Below are 12643 nucleotides of genomic sequence, written 5' to 3'. Positions count from 1 at the left end.
AGAACAGCAACCGTGATAAATCTACACTATAAAGGCATATTTAGCCTCAATGGTGAACTTGTGCAAAGCCATTATAACCCCCATAAATTTGACCAAAATACAATCATTGTGGCTTATCAAGTCTTGACACATATTGAGGAACACAAAACACCTGAAGTCAAGAATATTACCTATCAGGTAATGGGTAGTTACAGACCACGTGGTGATTATCAAGGCTCTGCAATTATTAAGCTAACTAAACAATCACAGTTTAGAGTTCAGCTATCCGGTAAGGTAATCCAATGTTTTGGTATGGTTGTCGCCAAATTGCAGCCAGAATCAAATCACCTAACACAATCAACAATCAACAATTAACTAAGGAAGAGTAATCATGAGTATTGGATATTACGGTAAAAGAGATGACGATAAATTCGCGTTTTGTAGTGCAGTTAAATCTGGAGAATCAGGCACATTCCTAGTGATTAGTCAAGCACAATTCCGAATTAATTTACCTCACCTATGGATATTCGGTAAAGGTGTATCAGGTGATTTTGCTAACTTCAATGATAGGGATTGGAGTTATTCCAAAGGTGATGAAGAATTATTAGCTGTCAGGTTTTTTATTGAAAAATACGAGACTGAATATAACGGGAAAAAACGATAATACACCCCTACAATGCTAGAACTTGCATTGCTTAAAATAATAGAAAGTGACGCAATGCTTACAGACGGTTCTGTGATGTTTACAGCAACAATAAACTTAGGGCAATCATCAGTCATACCTTCTAACAGGATATTAGAAGGAAATATCGGAGATGATAATTTCAACTCTGACATTTCTAATATCTTCTATATTGAGGATATAGAAGAATTTGATGAACGGGTAGCTAATTACTCTATCGCTGATATTGACGCTTTCATTGAATCCAAAACCCAAAAAATGGTGGCTTTGGTGGTAAACCGAAATACAAAACCTTTGAAGAAAGGCTAACAGAAGGGGCTAAGGTTTTGGATTGTGACCCTAGCTTTGAGAGCCTTTATAACAAGGTTAAAAAACTTGATTCTGATGTCTTGATAGCTTTAATTGAGTTACTGCGATTAATGTAGTCACAAATAATCCCCCCTAAAATTTTAGGGGGGATAACCACCATACCATGTCAGCAATACAAGAGCGATAGGAGTGTACCATGTCCGACGACTATATCGATTATAGGCTAATCAGAAGCCAAATGTCATCTGAACTTGACGAAATAATCACGGATGGCAATTTAGGTAAACAGATAGAATCGGTGTGTAGGGCTGTCTGTGTTCTGCCATATCCTGATATCCAATTCCCTATTGTAACCTCGTTTATAGCGTCTCCAGTAACCCTTATGAGTACAGCAGGAATCCTGTTCCTTTGGGGGTCTAGTGGTACTGGAAAGTCACAGATAGCTACTATTGCGGCTTCACTGTATCGCACCGACACAGTGTTAGCTAACAGCACATTTGCTTCACTGAGAAACAAGATACAACACGAACGCTTTTATGACCCCCTTCAATGTGAATTTGAGAAAAATTTTATATTGGTATGGGAAGATATCACCCCTAGCTTATTAATTGAAAATGAGAATATGTTATCGCTTTTCAAGGTGTTAAACCGCAAAAATAGCCGAATAACCATCAGTAGTCAAATACCGGGAACTAACATGGTATTTGATGCTTTCGCTTTCAAGGTGATTAATTCAATACATCCATTGTGGACATTTTGGAAATTAAACGAACTCAAAATACGAATGTTTCCTATATGGTTTAAAAAACGAGATACAATGACATCAGAAGAATATAGGGGGAATAGTTACGAATTAAGCGATTTAAACGATGTAGAAGATATTACGCTTGATAAATTATCATCTCATTATCATCTCAATTAGAAATTTTCTGGAGAGATATCGATAACTGCAATCAATACAGCAAGGTCAAAAAACAACTACAGAAACACAAAAAAGATATCATTAACGCTAGGTTATCAAGTGAAATCATTGTCACCCATTCATTGATTTATCAATTATCTATCAATGAATCAATTAAACGCTTCAATGATTACTGGGATTTTTTTATTAAAAAAATCTTGACTATATCATCAGGTACTGAGCAATTTTTGGATAGTTTTATCGCTCAAAGTATAGAAGCCAAAACAAATCAAAATCAACAAGCTATTAACGCGGGGTGTCCAGAATTAATCTAGGTTGTAACTGATATTGACCCCAAGACTCTGAAAGAAACCATTGAGAGAGCCAAAAATGATGGTTATTTAGATTCAATAGTTACTGTGCATGAATTAAATAATCTAATGAAAAATAGAGGATATAATATGATTAATCAGAACGGCAAAAATGTTTGGGAACAAATAATTTATGAGACCCAAAAATGACCCAAAACAATATAAATGCTATTGCAAAAATAAGGTTTAAAACATTTAAATAAATGGTAGATATTACAATCTACAACGCCAACAGAGAAGACGCTAGAGATACGTTAATCAGTATTATGGATGATTGCGAGATTGAGTTATCTGTAGCAGAAGCAAAAAAACAATTATTGCTTAAACAGCTTAATTATATCAAGCATTTACTGACCAAAATCGAATAGTTTAACGTCGTCTCGGACGGGTTTAAACTATCACAGCTTAACCATCATCAAAGGATAAAACTATGTCAATCAAATCAAGTACACCCGGATTAAACGTAGTAGAATATAGCTATATGAGCAATCGAGTCAACCCTAACGTTGTGGGATTGCTTGACTTAGTAGAACTTGCTATCACGCCTGAACAATTTGATGAAATTATCGAATTTATCCAAATCCACAGGCATTTTTTAAACGCGGAAATCGAGTTACTCAAAGGCATTGAAGCCTTGCTTAATGCAAAAATTACAGAACACAACAATAGTCAAAATCACCCTGACAATGATTATCATGAGTTCAATTAATCAGTTACTGCAATGCAATCAATAGGAGACAAAACCATGAATGAAGAACAAGCAAGGTTAATGGTTATCGCGGAATTAGCACGTGATATTTACGCTCAAATGATGTCACGATATATCCCCTACGCTAACCAAGATACCAGGATGAAATTAGCCGAAATAGCTCATAACGCCGCTGTTGATTTTATGACGGTACAGAAAAAATGGGTATCGTCTCAAGAGACAGTTATTCAACCAGTATCATTTATGTCCGACTTTAGTGGCAATGGTTACAGTAGCGATATCTTTATGGGGGGTGACTTCAATGCCTAAGTTATTACCAGTAATCAGCCTACATACTGGAAATTTCAGCAATTTTCTACAGGGCCCCGGTGGAACTTGTGTAGAACTAGATACACCCGAATGGTTTGACTACCTGAGAAAAAACAAGTCATTCTCTGTTGAGTTAAACGGCAAAAGGTTTACGGCTTGCAAAAAAACATCTATCAACAATTTCGCGTACTGGAACCTGAAGGGCTGGGACGGTAAAATCAACCATCACATCTATATCGGAAAATCTGACCAGACTACCAACGAAAAGATTCAACAAGCTGCTATAGCTATGTTTTATCGGTGTAACCCTAAACAAGCGTAAACCCTAACAGCTAACAGCTAACAGCTAACCCAATAACTTAAATGGCCCCCTATGGTTTCTAACTGCAGGGGGTGTCTATGTATTTTTTCATTTACATAATGTAAATACATTATGTAACTTCTAAAATATGAATGCCTACCCTATCATGTCCAGATATTACCCAGAACTAAGTTACCCCCAACAGATAGCTTTACCTACAACCTACGGCTAAGATTTTGGGGGTGAACTGATTATGTTGGTATCGGTTTCTGCTCGGTAATTGTCACCAGTTGAAAAGTTGTTTAGGGGTATCGGGTTGGTTCCGGTAGATGATAGTTCATAGTTTCCCCTCACCGGAGATTATGAATCAGACCCATAGATAACCTTGCGAGCGATCGCCACCATACTTTCATAATCTGATACTGAAAGGCGGTCTGATATCTTTGTACATTGATAGGTGTATCTTTGATAGCTTGGGGAATTATCTTCTGCTGTTGTCGTGGTTGATTTTGAAACATATCCTCCCCCCCAACCGGAACAAACACTCTTGGGGGTGCGACCGACGTGATAGCAGTCAATGGTGAGGAACGAACCGATAGGCTTGCTATTGACGGGTATCACAAGGGAGTTACCCTATCGGTGTTTGGTTGGGGGGTGGTATGGGTATTTGACAGATTGATTAAGTTGTGCTTATTGACTGAGTAATCATCCTATTGACAGAATTATTTTCCTGTGCTAGGACTAGATTGTGAGTAATATCTGAGTAATTAGGTACGACTATCGGGTTAAAGCAATTCCCGCGATAGTAGTCAGGATAAGGGTTTAAGTTAAATCGGGATGACAGGATTTGAACCTGCGACTCCCTCGTCCCGAACGAGGTGCGCTACCAAGCTGCGCTACATCCCGGAGTTTTATCTCACATTTAGCTATGATAGCACATTATATCTTTAATGTGCGAGACGTTCAGGCATGAAATAGGGTTTAGATACCTGAAATAACCGCCTGGTGGGGAATTCAACCTATTGGTTGAATACAAGAAGCGCACTTCTGACCATTCCCATAACTGTTTATATGTCCCGAAAATTGGTATCATACGATACCAAATCAAGGCAGGGAACCCAAGGTCAACACACTTTGCAACACAACGTAATAATTCTTAACATAACGGAATAGTTACGGCAAAGGTGAGGGTAACTGCGATAGCCACCCCTAGTTTCAGGATTCACAACCTTGGGACTAAAGCAGGGAACGGAAGGCTTCGAGGTGTAACCTAATACCAGAAATGAGACCACTGCCAACCATCCATGATTAGGGAAACCGAATGTCCGGCTTGAACCATCGTCAATACTGAGCAGCGAAATAGGTTGATACGCTGCGTTCAAAAGAGCAAGGGGAAAAGTAGGAGGCTATTAATACTACTTACACAGATCTTTAAAGTACCCCGGTGGAAAGGACAAATCTAAAGATGGAATGCCCATATAAACGGAACGTTTTAAGTCCTCCTGGACTCTGACTATCTGGTCGAGGTAGTTAGTAGGGATAAGTGTAACCGCAAGTCCTAGAGGATGTGAGATGTGACCAAAAGCCAACGCCCGGCTGTAATGGACGGGATATGCTAACAGGTCACGGTTTGATTGTAAGAATAGAGTCTAGTAGGTGTTTAAATGACGCAAGCGAGTTTAAAGAAAGGCTTTGGCAAGTCCAAACCAATCAAGACTACGAATAACGCATGGAAAGCTATTCCTTGGGCTAAGGTTCAGCGGAAAGTTTTCAAGCTCCAAAAGAGGATATTTCAAGCAGCTAAATCGGGGCCGGATGCAAAGGTAAGAAGGTGGCAACGTCTATTGGTGAAGTCATCTTATGCCCGACTCTTAGCAGTACGGCGAGTGACCCAAGACAATCAAGGAAAGAAAACAGCCGGAGTGGATGGAGTGATAGCAATATCCCCTAAGCAAAGGTTAGACTTAGCCGAGAAAATCAAAGGAAATATCAAAGCAAAACCACTGCGTAGGGTGTGGATTCCAAAACCTGGTAGGGATGAGAAACGCCCGCTGGGAATACCCACTATCCAAGATAGAGCGAGGCAAGCCTTGGTTAAATCGGCTCTCGAACCTGAATGGGAATTGAGATTTGAAGGCACTAGCTATGGGTTTCGACCTGGTCGGTCTGCCCAAGATGCAATTGGTAGAATCTATACTGCCATAAATAAAGGAAACTACTATAGCATTAGTCAAGGTGGTTAGGACGCAGCCTTGAGAACGGAATCCATGGCATCATCGAGAGAATCAAACTGCTCACGTGCAATGGCGAATGCGGGCTTTCAACCACGACCAACATTTCTCTATCTTGTTGAGGTCTGGCGAATAAGGTGGTAGATAGAGCAAACGGCATTGAGCCGCCTCCACTAGCTCAGGAATCCGTCCCCCTTTATGAAACGTTGCATTGTCTAGCACTAGAGTCTGACCTGGCTTCAGTGTTGGAATTAAGATGAACTCCAACCACAACTCAAACACTGTCCGATTACAACAACCCTCAAAGCGATCGGGGGCTAAGAGTTGTTGATGACACCATGCGGCCATATAGCTCACCCTGCCCTGCCTCTTCCCTGATTTGAGGGCATCGAAGCGTTTTCCTTCCTCGCAGTAACCATAAGGGTAATCCGAGTCCTGACTATTCATGCCGGCTTTATCGAGGTAGACCACTTCTTGTGGCTCCATATGTTCAATCTGAGCAATAAACTCCTCTCGCTGTTGCTGATCACGTTCTTGGTAGCCGTAAGTTTTTTTTTCTGGTGAAGCCAATTTTCTTCAAGGCTCTGGATATGGTGCGAGGAGAGATGTCGTCATCCCAAAGTTGAGCCATTTGAGCGGAGGTTTTGTGGCCATGCTCTTGGGCAAAAGCCTTGAATTTATGCCAGTCGGTAATTTTGTGGTTATTGCCAGGTCGGTGATTAGGTTTAGGGAGGAAGTCTCCGGTCTGTGCTTTTCTTTGCAGCCAGAGATTAATGGTGTTCCGGCTGACATGGAAAACTTGACTGGCTTCTGTTTTGGGCATACCGTCTAGTTCAATTGCATCAATAACTTTTTGTCTGAGGTCGTAACTATAGGGGGCTGGCATTTTTGGTCTTCTTAGTCATCTCGTCCTCTCCATTATACGTCCTAACTTTCCTGTCTGGTGCTATATGTACTTGATGCGGGTGCGAGACGTTCGGGTATGAAATAGGGCTGAAATGCCCGAAATAACTACCCGGTGAGGATTCCAGCTCCGAATCTGGATATAAGGAGACCTCTCCTGAGCATCCTCATAACTGATTATATGTCCCGACGCTTAGGTAACTAAGCAAGGCAGGGAACTCAAGGTCATAAACGAACTGAGAAATCAGGGAGTAGAGAGTAACGGCGATAGCCACCCCCAGTTTTGGAAATCATAACTCCAGGATAGAAGCGGGGAACGGAAGGCGTGAGGTAGAACCTACCACCAAGACGCGACCACTGCCAACCATCTATGATTAGGAAGACCGAATGTCCGACTTGAACCATCGTAAAGCACGAGCAGCGAAATAGGTTGACACGCTGCGCCCAAAAGGGCAAGGGGAAAAGTGGGGGATTCTGCATTCTACCCACACAGACCTTTAGAAGTACCCCGGTCGATAGGACAAATCTAACGATGGAATGCCCATATAATCGGAACGTTGTAACCCCTCTAATGCTCTGCCCATAAACAAGTGAGTAATGCAATTCACAAGGCAGTAGTGAAAAATGTAAGCGCATGCTTAGAGGGTGAAGGATGTGACCAGAAGCTAAAGCCCAATTGTCATGGTTGGGATATGCCCAATTGTCACGGTGTGGATATAGATACTGCGGTCAGTAAGAGTATAATGGCGAGGACGAGTTTAAAGACTACGTGCTGCATATAGCTCTGAACATCGAAGTAAAAAGCAGGTCTGTTGATTCTGCTCCTTGGACAAAACAGGGTATCCACACCAGGAGCCGTATGAAGGGAAACTTTCACGTATGGTTCTGAATGGGAGGGGATGGTGGTGACTCCATTCTCGACCCCTAACATATAGCGAAATGCTCTTACCGTGAACCATGATTATCTACTTTCCAAAATTCATTGTCCAAGCAGCCTGAAAAGAGACTTGAAACAATGGCTCAAAGCGGGTGTGCTAGATAACGGTGTATTCGAGGATACAGAAACAGGGACACCTCAAGGAGGAGCGATAAGTCCACTATTGGCCAACATCGCCCTGGATGGAATGGAAAGAATAGTAAAAGAAATGTATCCTAATAAAGGGACGACCACCCAGGTCAACCTAATAAGATATGCCGATGATTTTGTGGTCATATCCAAAGACCTAGAAATCATTGAACAGTGCAAAACTGCTATTTCCGAATGGTTAAAACCTGTAGGACTAAAAATTAAACCCGAAAAGACTCGAATATGCCATACACTCAATCCCATTGAGTACGAAGGTAAAACAGAGGAACCAGGGTTTGATTTTCTAGGATTCAACATCAGGCAATACCCTATAGGAAAATATCAATCCGGGAAAACAGGTGGAGCGGCGAGCCGATTAATCGGACACAAAACCCACATTAAACCCAGCAATAAGGCAGTTAAAGCTCACACAGAAGTGATTAAAGGTGTAATCAGGAAGCATAAAACAGCACCTCAATCAGCCCTGATAAGCAGACTAAACCCAATAATACGAGGTTGGTCAAACTACTATTCAGGGGTAGTTTCAACAGAAGCCTTCAATAAACTAGACCATATAGTCTGGGAAATGTTAAGAGCATGGACAGTTTGAAGATGCGGAAGGGCAAACCTACATGAAAAGCTAAGAAACTATTTCAGTCACGGAACGGTTAAACTTAGCAATAGGAAAGAAAGGTATGAAACTTGGTTATTCAAGACCAAGGATGGATTTCAGTTATGGAAACACAATTGGACTCCGATTGTCAGACACACCCTAATACGCCCAGACGCAACACTTGATGACGGAAACTGGACTTACTGGGCAACCAGAAAAGGACAAGCAATTGACACACCAAATAGGGTAGCAAAACTACTCAAAAAGCAAAAAGGCAAGTGTACCTGGTGCGGGCAATACTTTACCCCATCAGACTTAGTTGAAGTAGACCACATTGTACCTAGAAGCCACGGTGGAAAGGATGAATACAAAAATCTTCAACTGCTACACCGCCACACCCGCGACAATAAGACGGCATTAGATGACGCAAAGCTGTGTTCTTAACAAAAGAAGCAATCAAACTAGGAGCCGTCTGAAGGGAAAACTTTCATGCACGGTTCTGAATGGGAGGGGTAGACCGTGAGGTCTATCTCGACCACTAATTGAACTAATTGGCTAAAATCAAGCTAAACATATCATGAGCTACTATGGTATCTAAACCCGATTGGTTGAGAGTTAAAGCGCCCCAGTTCGAGCGCGTTGGGAACGTTAAAGGGATCCTGCGGGATCTGGGATTAAATACTGTCTGTGAAGAGGCTTCCTGTCCGAATATTGGGGAATGCTTCAACGCGGGGACGGCTACATTTTTGATTATGGGTCCGGCTTGTACCCGCGCCTGTCCCTATTGTGATATTGACTTTGAGAAAAAACCACAGGCTCTTGATCGGACAGAACCGGAAAGATTGGCTGAGGCGGTGCGACGGATGCAGTTAAATCATCTGGTGATTACGTCGGTGAACCGGGATGATTTACCTGATGGGGGAGCATCTCAATTTGTCCGCTGTATTGAATCGGTACGATCGCTATCTCCCAAAACTACCATAGAGGTATTAATCCCAGACCTGTGTGGCAATTGGGAAGCCCTAGAGACCATTCTACAGGCTAAACCAGAAGTCCTCAACCATAATACTGAAACTGTCCAACGATTATATCGGCGGGTTCGTCCCCAGGGTGACTATCACCGTAGTTTAGAATTATTAAGGCGATCGCGACAAATCGCCCCGTGGTTATATACCAAATCTGGGTTAATGGTAGGATTAGGTGAAACCGATGCAGAAATCCGCCAAGCCATGGTAGATCTGCGAGAGGTTGACTGCGATATCCTGACCCTAGGACAATACCTGCAACCGAGTTCTAAGCATCTGGCTGTAGCTGATTTTATTCCCCCGGAACAATTTGCGACTTGGAAAGCCTACGGGGAGTCTCTAGGGTTCTTACAAATTGTCGCTTCTCCCCTGACTCGTAGTTCCTACCATGCTGAACAGGTGCAGAAGTTGATGCAGCTTTACCCTCGCAGTTCCAATTAGCCAGCCATCAAAGTAGTAGCAGGTGAAAGGCTAATTGTGATCATGATCTCAGTGCGAGACGTTTAGGCATCAAATAGGGCTGCAATGCCCGAAATAACTGCCTAGTGGGGACTCCAACCCCTTGGTTGGATATAAGAAGCGAGCTGATGGCCATCCTCATAACTGTTTATATGTCCCAACGCTTGGACATGACCTTCCAAGCAAGGCAGGGAGCTCAAGGTCACAAAACAATTTGCTGAGTGGAGTCGTGACCCATTTCAGTAGAGAGCATGATTTAATCTCAAATTAGGTTAATATTTTAGGGCAATATGGTATAATAAGCGATAAGTGCGAGACGTTTAGGAGTCAAATAAGGCTGCAATGCCTGAAATAACCTCCTAGTGGGACTTCCACCCCTTGGTGGAATATAAGGGATTCGCACCCCTGACCATCCCATAACTGTTTATATGTCCCGACGCTTGGAGAAATCTAAGCAAGGCAGGGGACTCAAGGTCATAAACCAACTGAGAAATCAGGGCGTTGAGAGTAACGGCGATAGCCACCCCCAGTTTGAGGAATCACAACCCGTCAGATTGAAGCGGGGAACGGAAGGCGTGAGGGAAACCTATTCCCAATAATCCGACCACTGCCAACCATCCATGACTAAGGAAATCTGAATGTTCCGGCTTGAACCATCGTAATTATTAAGTAGCGAAATAGGTTGATACGCTGCGCTCAAAAGAGCAAGGGGAAAAGTAGGAGTTTTCATCCACTACCTACACAGACCTTTAAAATTACCCCGGTGGACAGGACAAGTCTAAAGATGGAATGCCCGTATAAACGGAACGTTTAAACCCCTCATAGGTTCTCAGCAGGATGTAACTGCACAGTAGTGAAAAGTGTAAGCGTATGCCTTTAAGGGGAAAGGATGTGACTGAAAGCTAATGCCTAACTGTAATGGTTAGGATATGCCCACTAGTCACGGTGTGGATATAGAGACTGCGACAAATAAGAGTGTTTATGACGAGAGCGAGTTTAAAGACTACGATGTTGTATTTAGCTCCAAAAGTTGAAGTCACAAAGCAGGGAGTTGTTGCCCTGTTCCCGATGTCAAAAGGGGTATCTACATCAGGAGCCGTATGAGGTGAAAGTCTCAAGTACGGTTTGGAATTGGAGTTGGGGAAGGTGACTTCCCTTTCGACCATAACGTTGAGGATAAACCTATTGCCAGATATGTCAAACCCAAGGAAGCGGCCTAAATCCTTGGAGTCCATGAAAGAACACTCCGCAGATGGGACGAAAATGGCTCAATCGAGACCATCAGAACCCCCGCTGGGCAACGACGATACAACGTTGAGTCATATTCTGATGCCATCACGCAGTGACAAACGCAAAGTCGTTATCTATGCCAGAGTTAGTAGCCGCGCCCAGCAGTCCGACCTCAACCGACAGGTGGCCGCACTGTCCAACCTCTACCCCGAAGCAGAAGTCGTCTCCGAAATCGGAGGCGGGCTCAACTTCAAGGGAAAGAAAATGCTGGCCTGACTGGGACAAGTCTTGTCAGGAGATGTCCGCATGGTTGTCGTTGCCCACCCAGACCGATTGGCCAGATTTGGATGGGACTTGTTTCGATGGCTCTGTGAGCAAAACGGGTGCTCACTCATGGTTCTCAACGAGACAAGTCTCAGTCGAGAACCAGAAATGGTTGAGGACATCCTCGCCATCCTCCACTGCTTCAGTTCCCGATTATACGGACGGAGTAAATACAAAACTCAGGTCAAAGAAGATCCGGATTTACCCCAGCCCAGAGCTAAATCAAGTCTGGCGTAAATGGCTGGCCGCTTGTCGGTATTGCTACAACCAAGCAATTGGTGCGAGACGTTCAGGCATAAAATAAGGTTGAAATACCTGAAATAACCGCCTGGTGGGGACTTAAACCCCTTGGTTGAATATAAGGAGATCTCTCCTGACCATCCTCATAACTGTTTATATGTCCCAACGATTAGTATCCCACGATACAAATCAAGGCAGGGAACCCAAGGTCAAAACAAACTAACTCATACAAATTACTTATATAAATTCTACAAATAGATAAGTAGAAGTTAGAGAGTCAGGGTAACGGCGATAGCCACCCCCAGTTTTGGGAATCACAACCCCAGGATTGAAGCGGGGAACGGAAGGCTCCAAGGTGTAACCCAACACCAGAATCGAGACCACTGCCAACCATCCATGATTAGGGAAACCGAATGTCCGGCTTGAACCATCGTAATGATTGGGCAGCGAAACAGGTTGATACGCTGCGCTCAAAAGAGCAAAGGGAAAAGTAGGAACTTCAATGTCATAACTACACAGACCTTTAAAAGTACCCCGGTGGAAAGGACAAATCTAAAGATGGAATGCCCATATAAACGGAACGTTTTAACCCCTCTTGGGCTCTGACAATCTGGTCGAGAGAGTCAGTAGTGAAAGTGTAAGCGCAAGCCCATTAGGGGGTGAGATGTGACCAGAAGCCAATGCCCGACTGTAATGGTAGGGATATGCTAACAGGTCACGGTTTGATTGTAAGAATAGAGTCTAGTAGGTGTACAAATGGCGATAGCGAGTTTAAAGAAAGGATTTGGCAAGCCCAAACCAATCAAGACTACGAACAACGCATGGAAGGCCATCCCATGGACTAAGGTTCAACGGAAAGTTTTCAAGCTCCAAAAGAGTATATTTCAAGCAGCTAAATCGGGACAGGACGCAAAGGTAAGAAGGCTGCAACGTCTATTGGTGAAATCATATTATGCCCGACTCTTAGCAGTGCGACTGTAGGGGCGGGTTC

General features: G+C 43.1%; 12 protein-coding genes, 1 tRNA gene and 5 pseudogenes. 15 read left to right on the top strand and 3 right to left on the bottom strand.

Annotated features, from left to right (window positions below):
* The first annotated feature begins 12 nt into the window (after positions 1-12).
* From N39L_RS20095 to N39L_RS20060, 8 genes and pseudogenes are all read left to right on the top strand, one after another.
* Positions 13-354, top strand: a complete 342-nt coding sequence (locus N39L_RS20095; RefSeq protein ID WP_006616300.1) for a hypothetical protein — start codon at positions 13-15, stop codon at positions 352-354.
* Between the two features lie 16 nt (positions 355-370).
* Positions 371-643, top strand: coding sequence for a hypothetical protein (locus N39L_RS20090; RefSeq protein ID WP_014275137.1), 273 nt, complete (start codon positions 371-373; stop codon positions 641-643).
* Between the two features lie 54 nt (positions 644-697).
* Positions 698-970, top strand: a complete 273-nt coding sequence (locus N39L_RS20085; RefSeq protein ID WP_014275136.1) for a hypothetical protein — start codon at positions 698-700, stop codon at positions 968-970.
* A 196-nt stretch (positions 971-1166) separates the two neighbouring features.
* Positions 1167-2392 (top strand): annotated as a pseudogene (locus N39L_RS20080) (hypothetical protein).
* Between the two features lie 53 nt (positions 2393-2445).
* The gene (locus tag N39L_RS20075) at positions 2446-2610 is read left to right on the top strand and encodes a hypothetical protein (RefSeq protein ID WP_014275133.1); all 165 of its coding nucleotides are present in this window, start codon (positions 2446-2448) and stop codon (positions 2608-2610) included.
* A 62-nt stretch (positions 2611-2672) separates the two neighbouring features.
* Entirely contained in the window at positions 2673-2951 is a 279-nt protein-coding gene (locus N39L_RS20070) for a hypothetical protein (RefSeq protein WP_231851967.1), read from the top strand.
* A 36-nt stretch (positions 2952-2987) separates the two neighbouring features.
* On the top strand, positions 2988-3260 hold the full coding sequence (locus N39L_RS20065; RefSeq protein WP_014276169.1) for a hypothetical protein: 273 nt from the start codon (positions 2988-2990) through the stop codon (positions 3258-3260).
* A complete protein-coding gene (locus N39L_RS20060; RefSeq protein ID WP_014276168.1) occupies positions 3253-3582 on the top strand; it encodes a hypothetical protein in 330 nt (109 codons plus the stop codon). The genes N39L_RS20065 and N39L_RS20060 overlap by 8 nt, the downstream gene beginning before the upstream one ends.
* A gap of 329 nt (positions 3583-3911) precedes the next feature.
* On the opposite strand, the gene N39L_RS20055 is transcribed toward N39L_RS20060, so the two are convergent.
* The gene (locus N39L_RS20055; protein WP_014276167.1) at positions 3912-4079 is read right to left on the bottom strand and encodes a hypothetical protein; all 168 of its coding nucleotides are present in this window, start codon (positions 4077-4079) and stop codon (positions 3912-3914) included.
* Between the two features lie 314 nt (positions 4080-4393).
* Positions 4394-4467, bottom strand: a tRNA-Pro gene (locus N39L_RS20050).
* 758 nt (positions 4468-5225) lie between these two features.
* Here N39L_RS20050 and N39L_RS20045 point away from each other — a divergent pair.
* Positions 5226-5783 (top strand): annotated as a pseudogene (locus N39L_RS20045) (reverse transcriptase N-terminal domain-containing protein); the annotation flags it as partial.
* A 17-nt stretch (positions 5784-5800) separates the two neighbouring features.
* Here N39L_RS20045 and N39L_RS20040 read toward each other — a convergent pair.
* Positions 5801-6678, bottom strand: a pseudogene (locus tag N39L_RS20040) (IS630 family transposase).
* Between the two features lie 967 nt (positions 6679-7645).
* On the opposite strand from N39L_RS20040, the pseudogene N39L_RS20035 reads away from it, so the two are divergent.
* The 6 genes and pseudogenes from N39L_RS20035 to N39L_RS20010 form a co-directional block, all read left to right on the top strand.
* Positions 7646-8818, top strand: a pseudogene (locus tag N39L_RS20035) (group II intron reverse transcriptase); the annotation flags it as partial.
* Between the two features lie 143 nt (positions 8819-8961).
* Positions 8962-9840 carry a lipoyl synthase gene (gene lipA, locus N39L_RS20030; RefSeq protein ID WP_006615955.1) on the top strand — a complete coding sequence of 293 codons (879 nt, stop codon included), beginning with the start codon at positions 8962-8964 and terminating at the stop codon, positions 9838-9840.
* Between the two features lie 446 nt (positions 9841-10286).
* Positions 10287-10457 (top strand): hypothetical protein, encoded by a 171-nt coding sequence (locus tag N39L_RS20025; protein WP_167538952.1) that lies wholly within the window; start codon positions 10287-10289, stop codon positions 10455-10457.
* A gap of 621 nt (positions 10458-11078) precedes the next feature.
* Positions 11079-11649: pseudogene (locus N39L_RS20020) on the top strand (IS607 family transposase).
* Entirely contained in the window at positions 11606-11716 is a 111-nt protein-coding gene (locus N39L_RS20015; RefSeq protein ID WP_234933798.1) for a helix-turn-helix domain-containing protein, read from the top strand. The pseudogene N39L_RS20020 and the gene N39L_RS20015 overlap by 44 nt, the downstream one beginning before the upstream one ends.
* Before the next feature lie 692 nt (positions 11717-12408).
* Complete coding sequence (locus tag N39L_RS20010) at positions 12409-12633, top strand: reverse transcriptase N-terminal domain-containing protein (RefSeq protein WP_014275009.1); 225 nt, start codon at positions 12409-12411, stop codon at positions 12631-12633.
* The last annotated feature ends 10 nt before the right edge of the window (positions 12634-12643 follow it).

The organism is Limnospira platensis NIES-39, assembly GCF_026000695.1.
GTDB classification, from domain to species: domain Bacteria; phylum Cyanobacteriota; class Cyanobacteriia; order Cyanobacteriales; family Microcoleaceae; genus Limnospira; species Limnospira platensis.
Note: the sequence above shows the minus strand (reverse complement) of the source record. Positions and strands in the feature narration are given on the sequence as shown.

Excerpts from the sequence above, each read along its gene's own strand:
- N39L_RS20090 (WP_014275137.1), top strand. The coding sequence starts at position 371 with ATGAGTATTGGATATTACGGTAAAAGAGATGACGATAAATTCGCGTTT.
- N39L_RS20085 (WP_014275136.1), top strand. The coding sequence starts at position 698 with ATGCTTACAGACGGTTCTGTGATGTTTACAGCAACAATAAACTTAGGG.
- N39L_RS20075 (WP_014275133.1), top strand. The coding sequence starts at position 2,446 with ATGGTAGATATTACAATCTACAACGCCAACAGAGAAGACGCTAGAGAT.
- N39L_RS20070 (WP_231851967.1), top strand. The coding sequence starts at position 2,673 with ATGTCAATCAAATCAAGTACACCCGGATTAAACGTAGTAGAATATAGC.
- N39L_RS20065 (WP_014276169.1), top strand. The coding sequence starts at position 2,988 with ATGAATGAAGAACAAGCAAGGTTAATGGTTATCGCGGAATTAGCACGT.
- N39L_RS20060 (WP_014276168.1), top strand. The coding sequence starts at position 3,253 with ATGCCTAAGTTATTACCAGTAATCAGCCTACATACTGGAAATTTCAGC.
- N39L_RS20055 (WP_014276167.1), bottom strand. The coding sequence starts at position 4,079 with ATGTTTCAAAATCAACCACGACAACAGCAGAAGATAATTCCCCAAGCT.
- lipA (WP_006615955.1), top strand. The coding sequence starts at position 8,962 with ATGGTATCTAAACCCGATTGGTTGAGAGTTAAAGCGCCCCAGTTCGAG.
- N39L_RS20025 (WP_167538952.1), top strand. The coding sequence starts at position 10,287 with ATGTCCCGACGCTTGGAGAAATCTAAGCAAGGCAGGGGACTCAAGGTC.
- N39L_RS20010 (WP_014275009.1), top strand. The coding sequence starts at position 12,409 with ATGGCGATAGCGAGTTTAAAGAAAGGATTTGGCAAGCCCAAACCAATC.